The following is an 18,713-nucleotide window of genomic DNA, read 5'->3' as shown; positions in this document are numbered from 1 at the left end:
AGTTCGAAGGAATCAGGTCTCGTCCGGCTTGATTTCCGATTTCGTGATCCGCATCGTGCCATCCGGGTTCCGGCCCGTCTGGAAGCCTCGCTTGGCGAACAGCGTGTCCAGATGCAGTCTGAGCGCCTCCATCACGATCGAGGTCTGGCTCGCTCCGTAGGTCGTCTGCGCCATCCACTTGAGCATGAGGTACTCGTGCTCAGGCATCTTGATCATGACCGTTTGCTTGTAGCGCGGGTCGCCGCTGATCCATGGCATCTCGGCCCCCTCCCCTGCCCCGCTTGAAGCAGGCGCAACAGGCACGGGCGTCTCCACTGGCGCTTTCGGTTTGGCGACGGCATCGCCTCGCTCGATGAACGCCTGGGCTGCAGCCGACTCGATCAGCGCCTCCTTTGGCTTGCTCAGGGGCGGCGGAACGATTCGCTTCATGTCCGGTTTCACGGTTGCACTCCTTCGATCAAGCTCGATGCCTCGGGCCGCTCGCCGGCGAGCACCTTCATCAGCTCGGTATGCACGGATTCCATCTCCATCTGCGCGCGTGCCAGTGAATCAGCCTTGCCGGGCAGCTCATGCACCGCCCTGCCCTCACGCGCTGCGGCGATGAAAGAACTGCGCTGGCACACGAAGTGCGGGCTTACATAGAGACCCGAGTAGGCGGAGAGGAACTCACGCAGCGCCAACACCTCCTGGCCACGGGCGGCGGGCGACGGGCTGAGGCCGTTCATCACCACCATTACCTTGAGTCCCTCGTTGATCGAGCGCACGTTCGAGATCAGATCCTCGAAATCCTGGTGAAACACCCACGCATCGAAGTTGCTGGGCTTGACCGGGTACAGCAGCACGTCGGCGACCACCAGCGACGCACGAAGCTCAGGCGAGTTGTGGCCTGGCGCGTCGATGAACACGTGCTCGTAGTGCTTTGCCATCTCGACGGCCGAGCGCTTCAGATCGCCGCCCGTCTTTTCGATTGCCACGACCTCGGGGGTCAGGCCCCGCGACGCTCGCAACGCGACCCAGTTCGACGATGACCGCTGTGAGTCCGCGTCGATCAGCAACGACCCCAGGCCCTTCGCCTGGTGCATGGTGATCAAGTTCGTCGTGATGGTGCTCTTCCCACACCCGCCCTTGGATGAGCCGACAACGATGATTGGCACAGGGAATACCTCCTAGTGTGGTGAGCGCATGCTCGACCTTGCAGAACTGATGATGTGCAGCATTCTAGTCGAGCAAGCATCAATTTGCCGGCCAACATTACCTAGCCTGCTATCTCTAGCCTAGACAGTATAGATTACTAATGCTAGAGTTTAGCGCATAGGCCATACTGTCTGTTCAGGAGTAGTTCAAGATGACTAGCCCGCTCGTGCTGCCCAAGACTGCGAAAGAAGCGCAAGAAATGCTGCGCGCTGCAGGTCTTCCGGAACTGACGCCGGCCTTGATCGCTGAGATCGTCAGCAAAGAGGGCGAGGACTTCAAGAAGGCTCTCGCCACGGTCGCTCAGGGCAACGTCGACCGCGAGAATCCCAGCCTGCGCTATTTGCTACAGATCATCGGCGCCTGCGTGCCGGCCACACGCGCGGTACTCGAACGGCTCGGTCTGTGCGGCGTCGCCCTCAGCGCGCTCATTGAGATCAGCAAGGCAGAGGGCCGAACCTTTGTCCAGGCGATCCGGGCGATCAACGGCAATGAGATGTCGGCCGAGCACACACACGTCAGGCAGTACCTGACCAGAGTTGTAAGTCCGCACGCCACTGCGGCCCCAGGGGATCACGCACCGACCGCAGGGGCGCAGTCGCAGAGCGCAACCCATCCGAACGCGCCACAACCCCAAGCGCGCACGGAGGCGCCCACACGTCAGTCGCAACCGCAAAACCGCCAACAGGCACAAGGTCAAGGCTCGGTGACGCCATTTCCGGCTCGAGAACGTTACGAACGCGGCAACGCGGGCAGCGGACAGCCGACGACCAGCCGAGCCTCCCAGGCAAGCGGTGAAGCCCCTGATCGCAAATTCACCTCCGTGCATCTGTATGCCGGCAAGGCTGCGCTGTGCTTCAGCCCAGACGAGACCCGCAAGGACACCAGCCCCACCGTGCGCGTCGAAGCTGCGAAGGCATCGGGTCCGCGGCAGTACGACTGGGGCACGAAAGTGAGCTTCCAGATGACGGTGAGCGAATTGCCGCTCGTCTTCGGGGTGCTCTACGGTCTGATTCCGAAGGTCGAGCTCACCGGTCACGGCGTCGAGAACGAGAAGAGCATGAGCATCGAGGAGCAAGGCGGGAAGTTCTTCTTCTCGATGCGCGTTCGCGGCGGCACCATTTATCCGGTCCCCGTGCCGGCCAAGGATGCCTACCCGATCATGACCATGCTCCTCGAGCAGATGCAGAAGAACGCGCCGGGCCTGCCCACCGCGCAAATCATTCAGATCGCCAAGCGGGTCTGCGATATGTACCGGAGCGGCCTGAACGAGCAGCAGCCGCGCGTCGCCAATGGCTAAGCTGCTTCGATACTGGCCGGCACTGGCCGGCGCGCTGGTTGGTTGTGCGGCATGGGGCTATGGATTCACCCCCCTTGCCGCCCTCTTCTTTCTGCTTTGGGGCACCGCCCGCAACAGAAAGGTTGCGTACCTCACGGCGCTGGCCTACTACCTCGCGGGGTCGCGCGTCATCCCCGGCGCTGCGGCTGTGTTCTTCGGAGAGGACACCAGCCTTCTCCTGGGCATTGGCTTGTGGCTCGTCGCTGCGGCCCTCCTTGCGCTTCCGTGGGGACTACTCCATTGCGCGCAGGGCGGATTGCGCAACGCCTGGCGCCCATTTGCTGCCCTCTTTCTGGTAACGGTCCCGCCGCTCGGCTTTGTCGGTTGGCTCAACCCCCTGCTGGGCACCTCCCTGATCCTGCCCGGACTGGGTTTCGTATCCCTGGTCGTAGGCGTAGTTCTGGCCATCTGGCTCTCGCTGCTGCCAGCTCGCCACTGCTCCAGCTGGAAGTCAGGGTTGATCGCCGCGTTGATCAGTCTGATTGGTATCGCCGGCCAGCCCAGTCCGGCCTCAATGCCAGGTTGGGTCGGACTCACGACACATGAGGGCAAGACGCCCGAAGAGATGAACGACCGGATGATCCGGTACAGCCGAACGCAGGAGCTGATTGAGGCCGCGGTTCGAGAGGAAGGCACCAAAGTCGTCGTACTGCCGGAGCAGTTCATTGGCCGATTCAATCTCGATACGGAACGGGCGCTTCAGTATCTGCTTGGCCCCATGCTCATCGAACGATCCGCCCATGCGCTCATCGGGGCAGCGCTCCCTACTGGCGAGGGCAAACGCACGGCGAACGTGCTGATGCACTTCGATGGGAATCAGTGGTCGCCGATCAAGGCACGCTTTGCCGTGCCCGTGAGCATGTGGAAGCCGTGGGCCGACGACTCGACGGTGATCAACCCGCTCGATCTGCGCCTCTTCGAAGTGGCCGGCAACACGGCCCATGTGTCCCTGTGCTTCGAGGACTACATGCTCTGGCTACATCTTGGCGTGTTCCTCACCAACGAGCGGCCCGACCTGATCATCGCCGCGGCTAACGGCTGGTGGGTCAGGGAAGGAAAGGCTCAAGCCATTCAGGACGAGCACATCAACGCCTGGGCACGGATCTTCAACCTGCCGCTCGTTCGGGCACTCAACGCCTCTTGAAGTTCGGGCCATCCGTGTAACGATCATTGCATGACCAGCAATCCCGCCACCTCCGATCCGGTTCATGCCTTGCGCGCGGCGCGGCAGAAGTACGGACTCGCCCGCCTGCACATGGGCGTGCTCCTCGAACACATCCGAAACTCCAAAGGATGGGAAGGGCACGCCGAGTCCTTCACGGGCTTCCTCGAGGAGTTGCGCATCAACCAAAGCGCCGCCTACCAGTACATGCGGGTGGCTCGCCGCTTCTTCTTCGAGATGCCGCTCCCCGATGCGGCGCTGACCGAGATGTGCATGGCCAACATCAGCACACTCGATCTCGCCAGCCGAGTCGCCAACGAAGAGAACCTGGCCGAAGTGGTGAGCATCGTCACGGCCCTGAATGAGCGTGACGCCAAGACCTCACTGGAGGAGATGCTCAACGCAGAACCCACGGGTGAAGAGGGCGCGAAGCGCGAGCCGCGGCTTGCCAAGGTGCTCAGGCTGTACCGGGAGCTTCCAGACGACCAACGCATCGACGTGCGCAATGCCCTGCGGGTGAAGCATGAGTAAGGACACCGAGCAGATCACCCCGCTGGCCGCGATGCGAAAGGTCGGGATCACGCACGCCTTCGAGACGTTGCTTTGGGCCCCGCGCAAGCACGTCGACTACACCTGCCTGTGCCAAGCGTCCGAGTTGCCCGACATGATCGACCAGCGCGTGATGCTCGAACTCACGATCGGCAGCGAGCCGATCAAGCACCCCACGAAGAAGGGCGCATTCCACGTCTGGGTCGTTGATGGGTCCGGCGCCGAACACCGGCTTACCGTCTTTGGTGACGTCCGTTACACGCCCTGGAAGCAGATCCCCGTGGGGGATCGCACCTTCGTGGTCTGCAAGCCGTCGCTCTACAACGAGCGGATCTATCTGAACGGGCCAGAGTTGGTGCCTGCCGAGTGGGCGCACCGCGTGATGCCGGTGTATGCCGGCAAGGCCGGTGTGCTGGCGGCCGCGGTGGTCGCGATGGCAGCGGGGGAGTCGATCAAGGACAACGCCGTGGTGGCGGAAACCTGCTTTGCCATCCGTGAAGCCTTCAGCGGCATGGAAGAAGCCGACATCCTCCAACTCGCCGGCATCAAGGGTAACTTGGCACTACTGCTTTATGGATTGCACAATCCACGATCAATGCAGATGGCCGAGTGGGCGATGAAGTCGGCGCGAAAGCTCGCGGTCGCCTATGTGAAGCACAGCGCCGAGCAAGCCTCGCACCGTCCGCTTCGGATGCTCACCATGATCCGCACGAGCGAAGAGGATGTGCGTGCCCTGATGGCGCGTCTGCCTTTCTCACCGACCACAGGCGAGCGCTCGCAAGAGCAGGCCATCGTGGCGATCGCACGGCTCCTGGCCGAGCCCTACGCGATGGACGCAATCCTCTCGGCCGACGTCGGCGTGGGCAAAACGCTGTGCTACATGGTCCCCTCCGTCGCTGTGCAGGCAAAGGGGGCGCGGGTGTGCATCCTCGTCCCGAACACCATCCTTGCCGAGCAGATCGCAGGGGAGTTCCGCCATTGCTTCCCGGAGTGCCCTGTCGCGCTAGTGACCGACGCCACCAAGGGCGTTGCGATCGGCTGGGAGGAGAACCCCATCATCGTCGCCACCACGCGGATCTTCTCGGTGGCCAAGCGGGCGAAGTGGCACCCGAATCTGCTGGTGATCGACGAGCAGCAGAAGATGTCGGTCGAGCAGCGCGAAGCCCTCTGCACCGAGGACACGAACGTGCTCGAGGCCTCCGCGACGCCGCTTCCGCAAACGCTTGCGCTGCTTCAGTACGGGGGCAAGGATCGCATCGAGGTCGACAAGCGCCACGCCCAGCAGACGATCCACTCCTACGTGGTCGATCAGTCTCATCGCCAGCGCATGTTCGCCAAGCTCAAGGAGACGGTGGAAGCCGGCTACCAGGTCGCAGTGATCTACCCCCGCGTCGAAGGCAAGAGCGAAGATGACGTGAAGTCCGTGATCACCGCCGGCGAGCGCTTCGAGCGCCTGTGCCCTGGCCAAGTGATCGTGCTGCACGGCAAGCTCTCCACCGAGGCGAAGCTCGAGGCGATGCAGCTCGCCCGCGAAGGCCAGAAGAAGATCGTCGTGGCCTCCTCGATCATCGAGATCGGAATCACCATCGAGAACCTTCGCATGCTCATCGTGGTGGAAGCCGACCGGTACGGCGTGAGCACCCTGCACCAGTTCCGCGGCCGGCTGGCCCGTAAGGGGGGTGAGGCGTGGTTCTTCGCCTACTTGCCCCGTGAGGTCGAGGAAGAGACCCTGGCGCGCGTCAAGCTACTCACGCGCACGACCAACGGGTTCGAGCTGGCCGAACTCGACATGCAGCAACGGGGTTTCGGGGATCTGGGCCGCGATGGGACGGCCACGAGCGGCAAGGCCCGGACGCTGTTTCGCTCGATCGAGCTCATGCCCGAGGATTTCGAGCCGGCTGACGCCGCTCGCGCCGCAGCCTAGCCGCGGCGACAGGCCCGCAAATAGAAGAAGAATACGGCCAAGCAACCCAGCGTGACCACGAGATCCATCGGCCAGTAACCGATCCGGTCATGCATCACGGCAAAGCCCAGACTGTAGCCCGCCACCAAGGGGGCTGCCTCTCGCAGCGCCTTGCCGTCGACGAGCCACGGCGCGACTTTCACCAAGAACGGGATAACCACACCTGGCGCCCAGCCGAGAGCGGCTGCATGGATAAAATCCGGCAGCATCATCGAGGCGTTCAGGAGGTGGAGATCTTCAACGTGCATTGTTGGCTTGGGGGGGCAGGTTTCGGAACACCTTTTCCGCATACACCTGCTGCTTGGAAGGGGTGACGGCGTTGTAGGCCCCGATCGCCTTCCAGGTGTTGCCGTGGCGCTCCATATTTTGCGACAGGATCCAGCCTGCGACATCGAGGCTTACGCACGGATCAAACAGGTGCTCGCGGGCGATCCCGAACTTCGCGAGCTTCGGAAACCAGAACGAGTTGATCTGCATCATCCCCACGTCCTCGCTGCCGTTCGCATTGGACTTGTTCACGGCGCGCGGGTTGAGCCCTGATTCGGTCTTTGCAATCGAGAACAGGATGTAAGGATTCACTCCCCACTTGCGGCCGACGCTCTCCCAGGTGCAGGTCGCCGCAGCCGCCGTGCGCGAGGGCTCGGATGCGGCCGCAGCGACCGACGCCTGGGTCACCGGACGGGTGTTGTCGAAATCGAGCTTTGCTTGCTGGTTGGCCGAAGCGACCACCGGCAAGAGCATCAAGATAAGGAGCGGTAAGGGTTTCATCCGTAGAACAGGGAAAAGAGTGCGATGCCGAGGCCAAGCCCCAGCACCGGCGTCGCGAGGCGGAACATCCCGCGGCTCGGATGCCGAGCGCCAGTGGTGGAAGGATCGATCCCGTTGGCCGCGCGAACACCGGCCTGATAGACCTCGCTCACGCTCATCGTGCGGGTGGTCTCGAGGTGCTTTTGGGCGTAGCGCTCGTAGCGAGCAGACCGACCGTCGTCACGACCCTCGATGGCAGCCTGAACGCTGCGCGGGTCATCGTCTGCGAAATCTTTCATGAAGTAGGTGCTGCGGATCTTGCTCATGGTGCTTCTCCTGTCAGTGCTTGAGGACATCCCTCACCTTCACTTCTACAGGGGAAGCACCAGAGTTCAAGAGGGCAAATTCGCACTTACGCAGTTGCACTCTGCCTACCAAAAATCTCGGCCAGATCCGCTTGGTCAAGCTCAACACGTACCGGCTCCGGCTCAGTGCTCTTGGGTACAACAACGGGAGCAGGTGCTTGCTCCGGGATCGGACCCGGGGTTGTCTTGGCGATGACATCCGCCGTTTCAATTGGCTGCAAGCGTCCTGTGAGCATGGCCTCGAGGCGCATTAAAAGCGCGTTCCGTCTCGACAGCTTCCCCTCGGGGAGCGATTCGAGCATCGAGTAGAGGTGAGGCAACTCATCCGAGTGGACCTGAAACCTCATGGTTATGGTCTTTCTTTGGGACATCAAGCGATCTCCTTCCGCTGCTTCTTGCCCTTCTTGCCCTTTTTGCCGGCAGGAGCCTCCACTAGAGGTATCACCTCAGCAGGCAGCTCCGGCGCAGCATGGGGCGACACCTCGGCCGCCAGGCATCCTCGCCGAAGGATCTCTATCAGGACGCTTCGGCGCCTGAACTTGTGCTCCGGTAGCAACCGCTTCAACTGCGCGTGAAGCTCCGGAAACTCGTCCCTGAAGATCGTTGCTCGTAGTGCAATAGGTTCGTGTTCCACTGGTTACACCTCAACAGTTCTGATTCGGCCAGTGCATCACCTGAGCAAGCCGGCTCGTTAGCACACGATGCAGCATGGCTTAGGCTGCGGCACGGTTACTGTTGAACTGACCCGAGCGTTTGAACTGCTCGCCTGCCAACTGGAACCCCCTCACATTTGCGAACACCGGGTCCTCGGTGATCACCAACTCGTGGTTCGGGAACTTCTCTTGGATGACCTCCCGGAAGAACTCAGCGCCACCACCGGCGATGATGATGTTGTCGATATCGACGCCACCGTTACCAACCCGGTTGGCCAGCACCGAGACAAACTGCCGGGCCTTTTCCTTGCCAAGTCGGATATGCGACGAGATGTCTCGCTGCTTCCCAAAGAAGCGAGGCTGAGTACCAGTGCGAATCGCATCGTCAATAGTCGAGAAGTCCGAGATTTGATGGCCGAGCTCCTTGCTGACCGACTCGCCTACGGTCGCAAGAATCGAGGACATCCCGCCCGAGTGGGCGCCACTACGCGCATTGATCATCTTGACCCCATGGGCCACGACCCAGTCCAGCGTGTAGTAGCCCGGATCGATCAGGAGGTTGGTCTGGTTCCGCATGCGCCCATAGACGTTGTTCCGGATCGTGTAGTCGAAGAAGGCCCCAATGGGCTGAGGGGTCACCGTGACGCTACGCACTTCGACGTCGATCTGATTCCCGGCCTGATCAGGGATGCGGTGAGAACCGGTCATTCGCTTGATCAGCGCCTCCTGATGCTGCGCATAGGTGTTCACGGGCAGCCCAAGAATCAGATGGTCAAGGTGAGGAACCCCCATGTAGGCGATCGCCCCACGGACCAATGCCATATAGGCGTCAGTCATCGAGAAGTCCGCATCCAGCGTTCGCCCATAGCTTGGGTCCTGGGCGAGCCGCGCATCGCGACCGACCTCATACAGCACGCCATTGACCTCGACGGTAATGGTGTTGCGGCGCTGGAACACGCCGCCGGTCAGATCGGCGCCTGAGCTTGCCTGGGGAGCGATCGAGGGGAACAGACTGCATGCGATCTCGCCGCCGTGGGCGTGAAATTGGACGAACTTGGTATTGCCATAGCCGACATCGATTGCGCGGACGATTGGTTCGGTCATTTGAGGGTCTCCAGTTAGAAAGGACCGTACCATCCTAAACGCAGCCGAACTTGCAGCATGCCTCGTAAAACAGGCAATTTGACCCCTTGTACGCGAGAGTGGGCAACAGATAGGCGATAGCCCGGCAAGGGATGGGTGCGTGATGGGTTAGCTGTACTCAGCCAACTTGAATCGGCAAGGTCAGGGTGAGTAATGGGCCATAAATAGGCGAGAGATGGGATATCGAAATGCACTCTGGCGTGGATCAGCAAGGTCGCGGCGATGTGTAGGCAACATATCGGTGAAAGATGGGATATCAGGACTCGCCCGCCCTGGACTGGCAGCGTCACGGCGAGGATAGGCAAGCCATAGGAGAGCGATGGGCAAAGCAGAGGCCGGCACTTTCTTGTTCGTCAGCAATTGGTGCTGCCCCTGAGCGCGTCTCGATGCATCGAGACGACTTTCCCCAAGGACCCACCACATCATGCCGTTGGTAGTGCTCGTTCGAGCACTGATCCAGAGATCCCTTTTCGCCGACACCGACCCCTCGAATGAAGCGTGTTTCGACCTTGAACTGCGTCGATTGATCGGACGTTTCACTTCAAAGGGGCGAGCAGAGAGTGATCGCGAATAGCAATAACGGCGCGCGTTCCGTGAGATTTCGGCAGATGAAAGCGCGGGAGAATCAAAAGTACGACGGACACACCCGCTTGACCCTCCTTTGTTGTCTGTGTAGATTTGGCTCGTCTTTGACCGGTTAGCTGCCAACCGCAACGCAGCCCTTCGAAACGCCAAGCCCCGGAATAGGGTGACAGCGACGGCCCGAGGCCGATAAGCGTCATCGTCCGACACGGACATCCAGCCGGCAGAACCGGCAACCCGCTCGGTCCCTTGTGACCTTGAGCTTGCACAAGAGGCACCACGCCTCGTGGCCACCGCGCCAGTCCCTGCTCACACGATGTGAGCCCAAGCCGGGCCCTGCTACCACTTTGTTGCGGCCCGGTAGTAGCTAATCAATATCCAAGTTCCTGCATTCGCGCGTGTTCCCGCGTTCCGACAGACCATGTGATCTGATTGGGCGCACCTCTCGCCGCGTGTAAACGGACCCCCCTCCTGGTCGCAGGGAGGGATGGCGGGCCGGGCCGGACGTAACCGGTCACTGAGCGGCGTCCTTCTCCAGCCCCCGTCCGCGCGGAACAATCCCTCCCACATTCATCAGGGAGGAGCCGGCAGTGACCAGGGCGACAGCGACCAACAACAAGTGGCGGCGGCGTAGCCGTCAGGAATGGCAAGCAGTCATCGCGCGGTTTGCCGAGAGTGGGCTGGGGGTCGAGCCGTTCTGCGCCCGTGAGGGGCTCAGCGAGTCGACCTTCCGGCGCTGGCGTAGCCTGCTGGGCGAGCCGAGTACGCAGTGCGCTGCGCCGGCGATGGAGCGCATCGGCTTCGTCGACGCCGGCACGCTCAAACTCGGCGGCACGGGACGGCTCGAGCTCCGACTCGATCTGGGCGACGGCGTGATCCTTCACCTGTCGCGCGGCTGATGTTCTTCCCCGAAGGCGCCGTCCGGGTCCATGTCTATGGCCGCCCGGTCGACATGCGCAAATCCTTCGACGGCCTGTACGCGCTCACGCGCCAAGCGCTCGGCTGCGATCCGCTCTCGGGCGAGCTGTTCGTATTCATCAACCGGCGCGGCACGCAGATGAAGGTGCTGTACTGGGACCGCACCGGATTCTGCGTGTGGGCCAAGCGCCTCGAACAGGGGCGTTTCGTGTCGAACTGGGCGCAGGTTTGCACGCGCCAGATGGACTGGACCGGGCTCAAGCTGCTGCTCGAAGGTATCGAGCCGGTCCGCTCCAAGCGCCGTTTCCGACTGCCCGAAAACGCCGTGCAACCCGCATGAATGCTGGGTTCTACGGTAAAATATGCGCCATGCCCGCGCCGCACTCCGCCCCCGTTCCGACCCTTGCCGAGGCCGCCCAGTGGGCGCCCGAGCGCGTCGTCGAACTGGCCCAGGCGCATGAGGATCTGCAGCGCCAAGTGCAGACCATCCAACATCAGCTCGAGTGGTTCCGCCGCCAGCTCTTCGGCCAGAAGAGCGAGAAGCGCGTGGTTTCACCAGACCCGGCGCAGATGCATCTGGGCGAGTTGCCGATCCCCGACACACAGCCCGACCTCCCCGGCAAGACCGTGGCGGGACACACCCGTCGTGTGTCGCGTACCGACTTCACGAACGACAAGGACGACTCGGGCTTGTTCTTCGACGAGACCCGCGTCCCAATCGAGACCATCACGCTCGCCAACCCCGAGACCGATGGACTCACCACCGACCAGTTCGAGGTGATCGGCGAGAAGGTGAGCCACCGTCTGGCGCAGCGCCCGGGCAGCTACGTGATCCTCAAGTACGTGCGCCCGGTCATCAAGCGTCGCGACACGCAGACGATCCACTGCCCGGCGGCCCCCGCCGGGGTGATCGACGGTAGCCGCGCCGACGTGAGCTTCATCGCCGGGCTCATCACCGACAAGTTCTGCTACCACCAGCCGCTGTACCGCCAGCATCAGCGGCTCGGGGACAACGGCATCCGGGTCTCGCGCCCGTGGCTCACGCAGCTCACCCACGCGGCGCTCGCGCTGCTCGAGCCGGTCTTTACGGCCCAGCTCGACTCGATCCGCGCAAGTCGCATCAAGGCGATGGACGAGACCCCGATCAAGGCCGGGCGCGCCGGCCCGGGGAAGATGAAGGGCGGCTACTTCTGGCCGGTGTATGGCGAGCGCGACGAAATCTGCTTCGCCTATCACGAGGGGCGTAGTGGCAAACACATTGCGCAGACCCTGGGGACCGACCCACCGCCCGAGGGGGCGGTGCTGCTCACCGACGGCTACGCGGCCTACGAACGTTACGCACAAAAATGCGGGCTCACGCGCGCGCAATGCTGGGCGCACTCGAGAAGAAAATTCTTCGAGGCCCAGTCGATCGAGCCCGAACGGGCGACGCAGGCATTGGAGATGATCGGCCAGCTCTACGCGGTAGAGCAGCACATCCGTGAGGCACAACTCATCGGCGAGGCACGCCGCGCATACCGGCTCGCCCAGGCCAAGCCGATGGTCGACCGGTTCTTCGACTGGGTCGGCGCCCAATTCGAATCCCAGGGGCTACTGCCGAGCTCACCGCTGACCACTGCCCTGGCCTACGTGCGTGAGCGCCGGGCCGCCCTCGAGGTCTACCTCGCCGACCCCGAGGTGCCGATCGACACCAACCACCTCGAGCGGGCGCTACGCGTAGTGCCGATGGGCCGCCGCAACTGGCTCTTCTGCTGGACCGAGGTCGGCGCGAAATACGTGGGGATCGCGCAGAGCCTGATCGCCACCTGTCGCCTGCACGACATCGACCCCTATGCCTATCTGGTCGATGTGCTCCAGCGCGTCGGCCAGCACCCTGCCGCCGATGTCGCGCAACTCACCCCAAGGCTGTGGAAGCAACACTTCGCGGCCAATCCGCTTCGATCCGATCTCCACCCGCGCTCGAAGTAGGCAAGAACGCCGCTCGGTTACCGCTTACGGCCGGACGACAACACTTCTAGGGAGACGTGACGGGCTCCCACCTAACCTCCCCTTGGACTCCCTCGACGGATCGCAAGGCGGCTGACTTCGAAAGGTCGGCCGGGGACGGTGATGCAGAAATGATTCACCGTGTCGGAACGCAGATGCTCACGTAATCGCGATTTGCCGATGGGCGCCCCTTGAGCGCCTGGCCGAGAGGCCGAAGCAGTTGGTAGCTGCAGACAAGGCTCGTGTGGATTGTGCAATCCAGAACTGACCGCGTGCGTTGGTTGTGGATTGCGCAATCCAGGACTCCACTGTTTGTTGCAGGTAAGCCATGAGACGACATACCGCCAGCCCTCCTAATGACTCGGTCAGAGGGGACTCCCCCAGAAAATCAGAACCGCAACCCTGGAAGCGTATGGGTTGGAAAGACGGGTTGATCTACTTGCTTGAGACCAAAGGCCGGGCGACAAGTCCGCGAAAGGGTCGCCATAAGCCGGTAAGCATGAAGACCATCGAGAAGCGAGAGATCGAGCTCTTCGCTGCCTTCGGTCAACTGGCGCAGATGGGCTTTCACCTGAGAACGCTGGACAACTTCAAGAAGAAGCATGTCGAGGCCCTGTCTCGGAAGTGGGAAGCAGATGGTTTGTCCGCATCGACGATCCAGAACCGGATTTCAGTGCTGCGAACTCTGGCCGAGTGGCTGGGCAAGAGCGGAATGATTGGGCGTTCGACGGATTTCGTTGCGGACCCCAAGAGCGTCACGCGCACGGCTGCTGCGACCTACGACCACTCGTGGTCGGCTGCAGGTGTTGATGTCGAGGCGGTGATGCGGATGGTGTCCGCGACGGACAAGTACGTGGGTATGCAGCTTCGCCTTTGCTTGGCGTTCGCACTTCGCCGTGAAGAGGCGGTGATGTTCAAACCGCACCGGGCGGACAAGGGGATGTACATCGAAGTTGTTGACGGCACGAAGGGTGGCCGGCCACGTGTTGTCATGATCAGAACGGAGGCGCAACGCCGGGTATTGGAGGAGGCCAAGGCGTTCGTGAAAGGGGTGAATGGACACGTAGGAAGCCCCAGTCGCGACCTGAAGTCGGCGATCCGGCGATTTGGGTATGTTCTTGGGAAGTGCGGTGTGACAAAGGCGGGGTTGGGTATCACGGCACACGGACTGCGTCACGAGACCTTGTGCAATCTCTTTGAGGACCTGGCAGGAGTTCCCGCCCCGATTCGTGTCGCCAATCCCCGTGAGGTACTTGCGCAGGCCGACCCGGACAAGGTTGAGCTTGCGCGTGCGGCGGTAGCGGAGATGGCAGGCCATGCTCGGATCTCGATCAGCTCCTCCTATCTTGGGGGGATGCTAGGCAGGGACCGCGAGCCGAGCCCGGCTGAGAAGCGGTACATGGCGCACTGGACACGGTTCTTCGAGCTTCATGCGCGGTCGCTGCTGACCGAGTCGGAGAAGCTGGAGAAGTTGCGCTTGAGGAAGATCCTGCGGCTCGACGAGGACAAGGGCGATGCGCCGGGGCATGAGGAGTTGCCCACGCCGGCGGGGTCGGACGAAGTGAATCTGGCAGCAGGAGGTGCGTGATGGCTGTCATCGACGGACGGCAAGTGCGTTTCCGGAAACGCCCCATGAACGTCTTCCCTCCCCTCTGTCTGGCTAGGCCTGCCTGTGATGGGGTGTGGCGATGAGCGCGGTCCTGTTCGAGGCGGATCTGCGCGCCCACCTGGAGGCGTTACTGGAGATTGACGGGTTCGTGATCGGGGAGTGGCTCTGCACCTTGTCCCATGAGGCGCTTGCAGAGCTGATCGATCGTCTGGAGGTGATGCTGTCCGACGAGGACGCGGAGCTTGAGAACGATCTGGTGCTCGATCTGCTGCTGGCGACGAACCTGGGGCATGCAGCCGAGTGCGGCGGGCGCACCTTGTCTGGTCTGGAGGAGATCGAGGAGGCGATGGTGGGTCTGGAGCATGCGGCGCACCTTGTCGCGGTCGAGCGGGCTGGGCTGGTCGAGGTAGAGGGGCCGGTGTCCATGAGCGACAAGGAGCGCCCGAGTCTTTCGCTGACACAGCGCGGCGTGGAGCGCCTGGTGGTGCGGCGGTGGATGTCGGACGCGGACATCGGCGGATCGGGTGCGGAGCGCGTTCTGAATTGACGCGGGGCGCTGAGGGGCGACCGGGACCAGGAAGGCGGCTCAGGTTGGCGCCTCGCACCTTCACCCCTCTGTCTGGCTAGGAAATCTCAAGGGTAGGACTTGTAGGAGCGCGACTTGCCGGTATGGTGGGTTGAGCACACAACCGTTTTCACACAGGAGAGCGAACGAGATGTTTTTCAAGAATGCGCAGGTGTACCGGCTGGCGAAGGACTGGGGCATGACGGCCGAGGGGCTCGAGGAGCAGTTGGCGAAGAAGGCGTTCCACCCGTGCGGTAGCCAGGACATGGAAAGCCGCGGCTGGGTGTCGCCGAACAAGACAGAGTCGCTGGTAGCCACGGTCGGCGGTCAGTGGCTGATCGCGTTGGGGTTCGAGAGCCGGATCCTGCCGAGTGCGGTGATCAAGCAGGAGGCCGAGGAACGCGCGCAGGCGATGGCTGAACAGCAAGGGTACAAGCCGGGCAAGAAGCAGATGAAGGAGATCAAGGAGGCGGTGATCCAGGAGCTGCTGCCGCGAGCCTTCACGCGGCGCTCGACGATGTATGCGTGGATCGACCCGGTGGGCGGCTGGTTGGTCGTGGATGCGTCGTCGCAGTCCCGTGCGGAAGAAGTGCTGGAGACACTTCGTCACACGCTCGACAGCTTCCCGCTGACGCTACTGCGCACTGAGCGCCCCCCGGTTTCGGCGATGGCTGACTGGCTGGCGGCCGGCGAAGCGCCCGAGGGCTTCACGCTCGATTCGGACTTTTCGCTGAAGTCCGTTTCGGAGGACAAGGCCGAGGCGAGCTTCAAGCGCCATGATCTTGAGTCGGCGCACGTGAAGGATCACCTGGAGGCGGGCAAGCTGCCCACGCGGCTTGCGATGACCTTCGACGACCGTGTGTCTTTCGTTCTGACGGACAAGGGTGAAGTGAAGCGCATCGATCTGCTCGACGTCGCCAAGGAATCGCTCGAGGGAAAGGACGAGGACGCCGAGGCGCTGTTCCAGGCCGAGTTCGCGCTGATGACGGGCGAGCTGAGTCGCCTGTTCGAGGCGCTGGTTGATGCCTTGGGCGGCGAGATCGTCACAGAGGGCAAGCCGAGCGGCGAAATCGTCCTCGAGATCAAAGAGGCGGCCTGACGCACAGGCGGCGCCGGGGGAAATGAAGGCCTGCATCGCTGAAGCAGGATGACCGCTCCCGCCACCTAACCGCCTACGGCGGTTGAGGTGGGGGTTTCCTGGTTCATCGATCTGAGCGCAGCGCCGTTTCCGGCGCCGCGACTTACCGTGATCTCCCCAAGCGTGACTTCGGAGCGGTCCGCCCCTAGTTGTTTCTGGCGCATCCGCATCACACGCTTCTTCTCCTTCGGTTTGAATTCGCCCGAAAGGAGGAGCCTCACGCCGCGATGGGCGATGTTTCGCCCTGCGTTGTGATCGGCGTTGTCCGTATGGCCGCAGCATTGGCAGACGAACTCGGCTTGTGAGCGCCGGTTGTCCGGGTGAGTGTGCCCGCAGCGGGCGCACGCCTGCGACGTGTGATGAGGTGCCACTTCCACGACGAGCTTGCCCGCTCGCCGTGCCTTGTATTCGGTGCACGTCTTGGTCGTGCTCCAGGCAGCGCCCAGAATCGACCGGTTGAGCCCTGCCTTGGCGCGTGCGCCGTTTTTCTCCCAGCGACCGGATTCGCTCTGTTTCGCCTTGGGCCTGCGGGTCATGCGCTGCACGCCCAAGGCCTCGAACACGATCAGGAGCGCCTTGGGGTCGGCAACCAGTGCATGGCTCGTCTGATGCGCAAAGTCGCGCCTTACGTCCTTCTCGTAGCGACGTAGGCAGGCGATGCGATATGCCGCTTTGCGACGATTCGCCCCACCCTTGGCTCTGCGCGAGAGCTTGCGTTGCCAGCGCCGCGCTGCGGCCTGCTTCTTGGCAATGCGATCCTGCTGAACAGGCGTTAGATCGAACCGCGCACCATTCGAGCACGCAAACGGAATCGCGACACCGCGATCCACGCCCACCGTGCGTGCCCTGAGCTCGTCCTCGGCGAAAGATGAAAGCCAGTCAGCCGTCTCCGAGTCCGAAGGCTCCGGGACGCCATCGTCGTTGGTGAATGACAGATACCAGCGCCCCGCATCGACCGAGAGCGTGATCGAGGCCGGGTGCGTGTGGGCTCGGTGCGCTGCGTAGCGCAGCGCGCCCACCGGGCACTTTCGGGTGCCCACCTGCAGTCGATAGCCGACTGCACTCGTCTCCGAATCAACAACCTGCTCGAACCGGAACAGTTCGCTCGTGAGCCACACCGCCTGAGCGCCATGGCGTTTCTGGAGGGTGGGCCGACCTCCGAGCTTCTTCCAGTAACGGCTGTAGGCCTGCTTCCAGCGCACCGCACCGTTTCTGAGCACTTGTGAGGGCACTTCCCGCAGCCACGGCGTGGCCTCGGTGATGAAGTGGCTGTACTGCTGGTCTTGCGGCGCGAACTGGCCGACATGCTGGAGCGACTTGCGCGCGAAGGTCCGGAAATAGCGGTCCTCGCTCACCTTGGCGTTGTAGATGAAACGCTGGCAACCGATCCACCGCAGCAAGCGTGAAGCCTGCTCAGGGGTGGGGTAGAGGCGGAAGCGAAAACCGGACTGCATGCCACCAACGTACCACGGGCGCTTCGCAGATCAAGCCCTTGTTGGCGTCGTCACGGACGCCGCCCGCTTGACCCCCTCCTAACCCTACGGGTTTAGGAAGGAGAATGCGCGGGCAATTCGTTCAACCCAGCACGATCTCCTGCGCGGCTCGTCCCGCACGTCACTCAACACGCAGGGGCGTGATGCCGATGTCGCTGACCGCCGACCCACCGTGTCCTGTCCGTACTGCAACGCGCCGGCTGAGTTGGTTCGCGGTGACGTGATCTACCGTGGCCGTCCGGAACTGCACGCAAAGCGCTTCTGGCGTTGTGCCCCGTGCGGTGCGCATGTCGGTTGCCACGCTCCGAACCGCCGGTTCGGATACGACGGCACGCAGCCGCTCGGGCGCCTGGCCAACGCCTCACTTCGCAAGGCCAAGGCGCGGGCACATGCCCTCTTCGATCCGTTCTGGCAATCGGGCCGGATGAGCCGTGTGGACGCTTACACCTGGCTGGCCAGGGAGCTTCGGATCGATGTCGAGGCCTGCCACATCGGCGAGTTCGACGAAGCGATGTGCAGCCGGGTCGAGGAGATCTGTAAGCGCTGGATGTTCGGCGCCGGTCCGGGCTGAACGGCAGGCTGCAAAACCACCCAATCGAGGTGTTTTACGCGGCAAGCCCCCATGCCGCTACCCGGTATAACGGACTGATCTCGAACTCTGCCCCGATAAGGGGGCCAGGAACGCCCGATGTCAGAGCTATCACCGGCCATGCTGTCGCGCCTTGCGCTGAAGATGCCCGCAGAATTCGACGTTCGCCAGCGCACGATCTGGATCTACCTCGAGCGCCCCACGGGTCGCTTCGTGAAGGTGGTCCTCCCGCAGATGCGGGTCGTCAATGCCGAGACGCTGCAGCGCACCCACCGGCGGGCGGCCGGACAGGCGCGCTACCTGTGGCTTGAGAAGTACGGTACCCCGTTTCCGGAAACGGGGGTCGATGGCGACTGGACCGAGTTCGTGCTCGCTGACGAGATTGCGCACGAAGGGCCGACGCGGCTCACCGAGGCCGAGTGGGCGCATGTTCAGCGCGCCTCCCGCCAGGCCGCCCTCACCGTGGACATCCTGTGGTTGCTGGTCGAAGGACTTGGCTGGCGTCCTGGTCAGCCGGTGGCCGACACCGATCGCGGCTGGTTGTCCGTGTGGGCCGAGGAGGAAGAGTCCCCGGGCGTAATGGAGAGCGTGCGCGAGTTGCTGTGCCTGCCTCGCCGCTATGACTGGATCCCCGCGGCGGTGATGGGTGCCTATGCCACCCCGCCCCGTTCAGCCTGGCGCCCGATCGCCGCGGCCTGAGCAAGTTTCGCTTCACTCATTT

General features: G+C 62.8%; 21 protein-coding genes. 12 read left to right on the top strand and 9 right to left on the bottom strand.

What is annotated here, in order from left to right:
* Positions 1-12: 12 nt before the first annotated feature.
* Positions 13-441: a hypothetical protein gene (locus C664_RS05600; RefSeq protein ID WP_157353986.1), complete on the bottom strand. Its 429-nt coding sequence runs from the start codon at positions 439-441 to the stop codon at positions 13-15.
* Complete coding sequence (locus C664_RS05595) at positions 438-1,154, bottom strand: AAA family ATPase (protein ID WP_038011030.1); 717 nt, start codon at positions 1,152-1,154, stop codon at positions 438-440. Before C664_RS05595 ends, C664_RS05600 begins: the two co-directional genes overlap by 4 nt.
* A 191-nt stretch (positions 1,155-1,345) precedes the next feature.
* On the opposite strand from C664_RS05595, the gene C664_RS05590 reads away from it, so the two are divergent.
* The 4 genes from C664_RS05590 to C664_RS05575 are packed head-to-tail and all read left to right on the top strand — an operon-like array spanning position 1,346 to position 6,165.
* A complete protein-coding gene (locus C664_RS05590) occupies positions 1,346-2,491 on the top strand; it encodes a hypothetical protein (protein WP_004254777.1) in 1,146 nt (381 codons plus the stop codon).
* Positions 2,484-3,674: a hypothetical protein gene (locus C664_RS05585; RefSeq protein ID WP_004254773.1), complete on the top strand. Its 1,191-nt coding sequence runs from the start codon at positions 2,484-2,486 to the stop codon at positions 3,672-3,674. The genes C664_RS05590 and C664_RS05585 overlap by 8 nt, the downstream gene beginning before the upstream one ends.
* A 30-nt stretch (positions 3,675-3,704) precedes the next feature.
* A complete protein-coding gene (locus C664_RS05580) occupies positions 3,705-4,223 on the top strand; it encodes a hypothetical protein (protein WP_004254771.1) in 519 nt (172 codons plus the stop codon).
* A complete protein-coding gene (locus C664_RS05575; RefSeq protein WP_004254766.1) occupies positions 4,216-6,165 on the top strand; it encodes a DEAD/DEAH box helicase in 1,950 nt (649 codons plus the stop codon). Before C664_RS05580 ends, C664_RS05575 begins: the two co-directional genes overlap by 8 nt.
* Here the strand turns inward: C664_RS05575 and C664_RS05570 are convergent.
* The 6 genes from C664_RS05570 to C664_RS05545 form a co-directional block, all read right to left on the bottom strand.
* Positions 6,162-6,452 (bottom strand): hypothetical protein, encoded by a 291-nt coding sequence (locus tag C664_RS05570; protein ID WP_004254761.1) that lies wholly within the window; start codon positions 6,450-6,452, stop codon positions 6,162-6,164. The genes C664_RS05575 and C664_RS05570 overlap by 4 nt on opposite strands.
* Entirely contained in the window at positions 6,442-6,945 is a 504-nt protein-coding gene (locus C664_RS05565; protein ID WP_004254757.1) for a lytic transglycosylase domain-containing protein, read from the bottom strand. The genes C664_RS05570 and C664_RS05565 overlap by 11 nt, the downstream gene beginning before the upstream one ends.
* Before the next feature lie 23 nt (positions 6,946-6,968).
* On the bottom strand, positions 6,969-7,277 hold the full coding sequence (locus tag C664_RS05560; RefSeq protein ID WP_004254755.1) for a hypothetical protein: 309 nt from the start codon (positions 7,275-7,277) through the stop codon (positions 6,969-6,971).
* Between the two features lie 86 nt (positions 7,278-7,363).
* On the bottom strand, positions 7,364-7,687 hold the full coding sequence (locus C664_RS05555) for a hypothetical protein (RefSeq protein ID WP_004254753.1): 324 nt from the start codon (positions 7,685-7,687) through the stop codon (positions 7,364-7,366).
* Positions 7,687-7,950, bottom strand: coding sequence for a hypothetical protein (locus C664_RS05550; RefSeq protein WP_004254745.1), 264 nt, complete (start codon positions 7,948-7,950; stop codon positions 7,687-7,689). The genes C664_RS05555 and C664_RS05550 overlap by 1 nt, the downstream gene beginning before the upstream one ends.
* A 79-nt stretch (positions 7,951-8,029) precedes the next feature.
* Positions 8,030-9,073, bottom strand: a complete 1,044-nt coding sequence (locus C664_RS05545) for a PRTRC system protein D (RefSeq protein ID WP_004254741.1) — start codon at positions 9,071-9,073, stop codon at positions 8,030-8,032.
* A gap of 1,211 nt (positions 9,074-10,284) precedes the next feature.
* Here C664_RS05545 and tnpA point away from each other — a divergent pair.
* The 6 genes from tnpA to C664_RS05515 all read left to right on the top strand — a co-directional run bounded on the left by tnpA (position 10,285) and on the right by C664_RS05515 (position 15,871).
* Positions 10,285-10,593, top strand: a complete 309-nt coding sequence (gene tnpA, locus C664_RS05540) for an IS66 family insertion sequence element accessory protein TnpA (RefSeq protein ID WP_004254737.1) — start codon at positions 10,285-10,287, stop codon at positions 10,591-10,593.
* Positions 10,593-10,952, top strand: coding sequence for an IS66 family insertion sequence element accessory protein TnpB (gene tnpB, locus C664_RS05535; RefSeq protein ID WP_004254732.1), 360 nt, complete (start codon positions 10,593-10,595; stop codon positions 10,950-10,952). Before tnpA ends, tnpB begins: the two co-directional genes overlap by 1 nt.
* A 29-nt stretch (positions 10,953-10,981) precedes the next feature.
* Positions 10,982-12,580 carry an IS66 family transposase gene (tnpC, locus tag C664_RS05530; RefSeq protein WP_004254728.1) on the top strand — a complete coding sequence of 533 codons (1,599 nt, stop codon included), beginning with the start codon at positions 10,982-10,984 and terminating at the stop codon, positions 12,578-12,580.
* A gap of 517 nt (positions 12,581-13,097) precedes the next feature.
* Positions 13,098-14,186 carry an integrase domain-containing protein gene (locus C664_RS05525; protein ID WP_232435068.1) on the top strand — a complete coding sequence of 363 codons (1,089 nt, stop codon included), beginning with the start codon at positions 13,098-13,100 and terminating at the stop codon, positions 14,184-14,186.
* Between the two features lie 100 nt (positions 14,187-14,286).
* On the top strand, positions 14,287-14,754 hold the full coding sequence (locus tag C664_RS05520; RefSeq protein ID WP_004254720.1) for a hypothetical protein: 468 nt from the start codon (positions 14,287-14,289) through the stop codon (positions 14,752-14,754).
* A 169-nt stretch (positions 14,755-14,923) separates the two neighbouring features.
* Positions 14,924-15,871, top strand: coding sequence for a recombination-associated protein RdgC (locus tag C664_RS05515; RefSeq protein ID WP_004254717.1), 948 nt, complete (start codon positions 14,924-14,926; stop codon positions 15,869-15,871).
* Between the two features lie 65 nt (positions 15,872-15,936).
* Here the strand turns inward: C664_RS05515 and C664_RS05510 are convergent, their stop codons facing one another.
* Positions 15,937-17,364: an RNA-guided endonuclease InsQ/TnpB family protein gene (locus C664_RS05510; protein ID WP_004254714.1), complete on the bottom strand. Its 1,428-nt coding sequence runs from the start codon at positions 17,362-17,364 to the stop codon at positions 15,937-15,939.
* A gap of 211 nt (positions 17,365-17,575) precedes the next feature.
* On the opposite strand from C664_RS05510, the gene C664_RS05505 reads away from it, so the two are divergent.
* Together C664_RS05505 and C664_RS05500 are read left to right on the top strand one after the other, a co-directional pair.
* The gene (locus tag C664_RS05505; protein ID WP_038011028.1) at positions 17,576-17,974 is read left to right on the top strand and encodes a zinc-finger-containing protein; all 399 of its coding nucleotides are present in this window, start codon (positions 17,576-17,578) and stop codon (positions 17,972-17,974) included.
* Between the two features lie 117 nt (positions 17,975-18,091).
* A complete protein-coding gene (locus C664_RS05500; protein WP_157353982.1) occupies positions 18,092-18,691 on the top strand; it encodes a hypothetical protein in 600 nt (199 codons plus the stop codon).
* Positions 18,692-18,713: the final 22 nt, after the last annotated feature.

It is taken from the genome of Thauera sp. 63 (assembly GCF_000310165.2).
In the GTDB taxonomy this organism is placed as follows: domain Bacteria; phylum Pseudomonadota; class Gammaproteobacteria; order Burkholderiales; family Rhodocyclaceae; genus Thauera; species Thauera humireducens.
Note: the sequence above shows the minus strand (reverse complement) of the source record. Positions and strands in the feature narration are given on the sequence as shown.